Origin of the sequence: Paenibacillus sp. AR247 (genome assembly GCF_002968895.1) — a bacterium.
GTDB lineage: Bacteria > Bacillota > Bacilli > Paenibacillales > Paenibacillaceae > Paenibacillus_AQ > Paenibacillus_AQ favisporus.
Genome location: NZ_PCZT01000070.1, coordinates 1 through 4360, shown reverse-complemented (window position 1 = coordinate 4360; position 4360 = coordinate 1). Strand labels below are relative to the sequence as shown.

2 protein-coding genes are annotated in these 4360 nt (G+C 45.7%); one reads left to right on the top strand and one right to left on the bottom strand.

Annotated elements, in window-relative coordinates; all coding sequences use genetic code 11:
- The first annotated feature begins 328 nt into the window (after positions 1-328).
- Positions 329-766, top strand: a complete 438-nt coding sequence (locus tag CPT76_RS42400) for a helix-turn-helix transcriptional regulator (protein ID WP_146116565.1) — start codon at positions 329-331, stop codon at positions 764-766.
- Between the two features lie 1077 nt (positions 767-1843).
- On the opposite strand, the gene CPT76_RS35955 is transcribed toward CPT76_RS42400, so the two are convergent.
- Entirely contained in the window at positions 1844-4108 is a 2265-nt protein-coding gene (locus tag CPT76_RS35955) for an S-layer homology domain-containing protein (protein WP_105446268.1), read from the bottom strand.
- Positions 4109-4360: the final 252 nt, after the last annotated feature.

Here is a 4360-nt window from a genome sequence, read left to right as displayed (position 1 = left end):
GAATCATTCGGTCACTATACCGATGAGACAGAGCACCATGAGAATAGACCCAACGGATTAACAACCTATAACTGGCATCTCGTTCGCGCAGGTAAGGGATACGTGTGGACCGGAGAGGAATTCGTGGAACTGCGAAGTTTACGGGCCTGGCGTTCCGCAACGATATTATGCTGACAGCACCGACCCATGGGATATCAGATGGATACATTTTACAGGGCGCGGACTTGGCTCACTTCTGCAAGGACGTGGGGAGCGAGACGTTTGGATCTTTTCGTGGGAAGGTATTGCGCGACTTGACCGGCTTTGGTCAGAATTGTTAGACTGCAACATGCCTTCGTTTCAAGAGGGATCAGCGAGATTATCAGCCATCACTTATGAGATGGTCGCCTTACTCGTCCAGCATGCAGAAGCTATCGAGGGAATCCCTAAACCAGGGATGCGAGACAGGCTAACCGAGGCGGCGGAGTGGATACGCTCACACTGCCATGAATCGCTCACCCTAGAACAGATGGCATCGCAGGCGAATTGTAGTCTTTCACATTTCAGCAGGCAGTTCCACCGATTTATCGGAAAAACTCCGATTGAGTATTTAACAGAATGTCGTATTCTCAAGTCCAAAGCCCTACTGGTATCTTCAAACATGACGGTGAAGCACATTGCGGAGTACAGTGGTTTTTCAAACAGCACGTACTTCATACAGTGCTTCCGAAAGTCTGAGGGGATGACTCCGGAACAATTCAGAATGTTGCGAGGTATAAGCAACTAACAACGTAGGGCGTTTATCATGTTAATACAACCTTTTTCCTCGCTCCCTCTCGAAGTGGATAAGACCAGATCGCCGACATCTCGTGGTCAGAGCCGGGTGTGAGCTAGCGGCAATGCCTGCGCAGCACAAACAACTTTCTTGATCACTCGTATGCTGGATGCTGTGTCGACTCAACAAGGCATAGTCGATACGCATACTTCCAAATTCTGGGGTCGACTTGGTAAGAGATTAGGGATGGAAGCCAATTAACACTCTAATATAGACATGACTGCTACCCTGGGTACGACATATGATTCGAGCTCATGGACAATGAATGTGACATGTATGATTATTGGGATCATTTAAGAATAGAAGGCCAAGTCAAAAATGACCCCCTGCTATTATCAGCAGCTGGGTCATTTTTGAACAAAATTATTGCCTAAATCGGTCAAGGAGTATTCAACACGAGGGGCACTTCCTTGTATAATTCGTATGTTCTTGTCCTCTTACAGTGCAAGCAAGCTGAACATTTTCGCCTGCTGGAGTTCTGTCAGTTTTGCCGTTGCTCTACAACAATCTCGCTGCGGCTATTTATCTTCTCATGGCGGATCGCTACAAATCCATCCATGAGAGGCTTGAGTTATGCTGTAATATTCACTTTCAACCTGTCCATAAAAGCGAATACAGCGTCACTGAATCATCGCCCGGATAGTTCAACGACCTTGGTGGCGACGTTGCTAGCGAGTCGTCGTCCGGTTTTGATAGCCAACAGTCAATTTCTTCCCGGTCCGTTTTGCCGCATCGAGCATTTTGCGGGCTTCCACCATTGGCGTAACCTTCTCGTTTTTCAAGGGGCTTCGTTACACTTTTATACTGCTTGTCAAGTCCTTTTCACTTTTCCGAGAAGAAAAGAGCGGGCTATCTTTTTGATAACCTGCTCTTTTGCTTGATATTTTTGGCTTCCAGATCTTATCTTAATGACATTGCCCACTTGGTGCCTTTCATTCTTTATTTTAAGTCATCTATATAGAATGAACTAAAGAAATGAATGTTTAGGGCTGTATTGAGCCGTTATCACAGGCAGTTCAATGTCAAACTTTAGTTCAATCTATCTAGCATGTTTAATAATACGGTTAATGCCTCTGCTCTCGTGGTATGGGCACGAGGGTTGAATTGGTTAGTACCCGTTCCTTGTATGATGCCCTTTCCCTTCAGGGCCTCCACGGCGCCTTTAGCCCAAACAGGAATTTCCTTATCATCTGTGAAAGGAGTTATCGCGTTCCCTTCGTTAGGTAACTTGAGTATCTTCGCAATCATCATCGCGATCTCAGCGCGCGTTATGCTTCCATTCGGACCGAAGGTACCGTCTTCATAGCCATTAACAATCCCCAGTAATAATGCTTGTGAGACTGCTTTCTGCGCCCAAGCTCTGATCTCAGCTGCATCTGAGAAATTCAGCTCCGCTCCTGCTTCCTGCATCTTTAGTGCATTCATTAGCATAACTACAAATTCCGCACGCGTCACGGCATTATCTGGTTTAAACATTCCATCGGGATATCCCTTGACGATGCCAGCACTTACCGCTTTCTTGATGCTATCCTCTGCCCAGTGTCCCGAAATATCACTAAAGCTAACTCCTGTTACATCTTCCAGATTTTCATCTGTGGGCTTATCTTTATCCGGTGGTGTTACTGGTGTTACCGGTGTTACAGTAGATGTCACTGGTGGTGCTGGTGTCACTGGTGGTGTTGAATTGCCGCCGCCTGATCCAGGATTCGATGATTCGTTTTCTTGAGTAACAACTAAGAATGCACTAGCCGTCCCTGTGTTATAAGTTGCCGTTACAGCCGTTCTCCCCACGCTTAGCCCAGTCACACGGCCATTGGCATCAATAGTCGCTATTGCCGGATTAGCTACTGTAAATTGGGCATCTCTCGTCACGTCTAGCTGAGATCCATCGGAGTAGGTGGCGCTCAATACCGTTGGTACGGAGCTGTTCTTTGTGACCATATACTCTTTCTTTGAAAAGGCAATCGACAGCATATCATTGGTTACATTAATGGTTGCTTGTGCCGTCTTTCCCACATAGGTTGCGGTAATTACAGTTTGTCCTACGCTTAGCCCCTTCACCAGACCATTCGCATCAATTGAAGCTATTGCAGAATCAGATATCGCAAATATTGCATCTTTCGTCACGTCCAAATGAGATCCATCAGAGGATGTGATGCTCACTACCGTCGGTACAAAGCTACCTTTGACGACCGTGTATGTACTGTTTAAAAAGGTAAGTTTCATTTCATAGTTGTTCCAGGTATAACTTGCTGGGGTTGGATCTACGTTGCCAGCTGCATCGACCGCACGCACCAGCAAAGTATGATTGCCTTCAGCTAGATTGCTAAACGTCTCATTAGCCGCACAGTTTCCAAATGCCGCACCGTCCAAGCTGCACTCAAACCCGCTATTATTCTTCGTGCTGCTAAACTCAAATGTCGCACTCGTACCATACGAGGCTGCCGGTGGACCTGATTCAATCGTCGTGTCCGGTATAACAGTGTCAACAGTCCAGATGTAGCTCGCTGGCGTTAGATCTTTGTCATCAGGCCCATCAACCGCACGCACCTGAAAGGTGTGACTACCATCAGCTAGTCCATTCAATGTGAACGGATTCGAGCAGCTGGAAAATAATGATCCATCCAAGCTGCACTCGTAGGAAGTTCGGTTATTATTGCTGCTAAACCCAAAAGTATCATTCTTGCCGTTCGTTATAAGAGCTGGTGTCGATGTCAATAATGTATCAAGAGCAACAGCGCTGACCAGCACTCCTGTGGTACTGCCTACGTTATTTAATGTTACTGAGGGAACAATGTTGCTTTCGGAATCTGTTATCCTACCTCCATTGAGGGAGATGCCCGAACCGACAGCTATGCCGTTTGGGTCAGAATCACCTCCTTGAACTGTGTAACTAAAAGTCAGCGTACTGGTTCCTGTGCCTGAAACATATTGAGCGTTAACCGTCTTGGTTCCGATCATTAGCGACAAACTTGGCGTCCCATCTGTCGTATCCACAATGACGTTCTGATCAAAATCCACCGTAAAGTAGAGGGTACTCCCTAACGTGTAAATCCCATTCGCTGGTACACCTACAGTAACAACGCTCGGTGTAGATGGAGCAGCAAGCGTCGTTTCTGCTACAGAACTACTTTTATTACTTTCAGCGTTCTCTGCGTTAACAGCCGTCACATATAACGAGCCATCTGCTAATACTGTCGGAACTAACACAAAGCTAACTGACATAAATACAAGAGCAATGCTAAGTATTACTACTAGCATATTAGCGCTCTTATCCTTAAACTGCTTGTACAATTCATTCACCTCTACCTTAAATTTTCATACGCGTAAAAGAAGCCATAAACTCCTTCATGTCATCCCTCGCTGTATTTCTATAATAATCCCATTTTACAACACTTGGGTATATTTACCTACGACTATTATAAACTAGCGTATTAGAGAGGAGAAATACGTTTGAATTGAAGTACTCATGACGAGTTTGAACTTGTGATTCCTACAACATCTGCAGGATCAATAAAACTAGCCAAATAGAACGAAAACCATGGC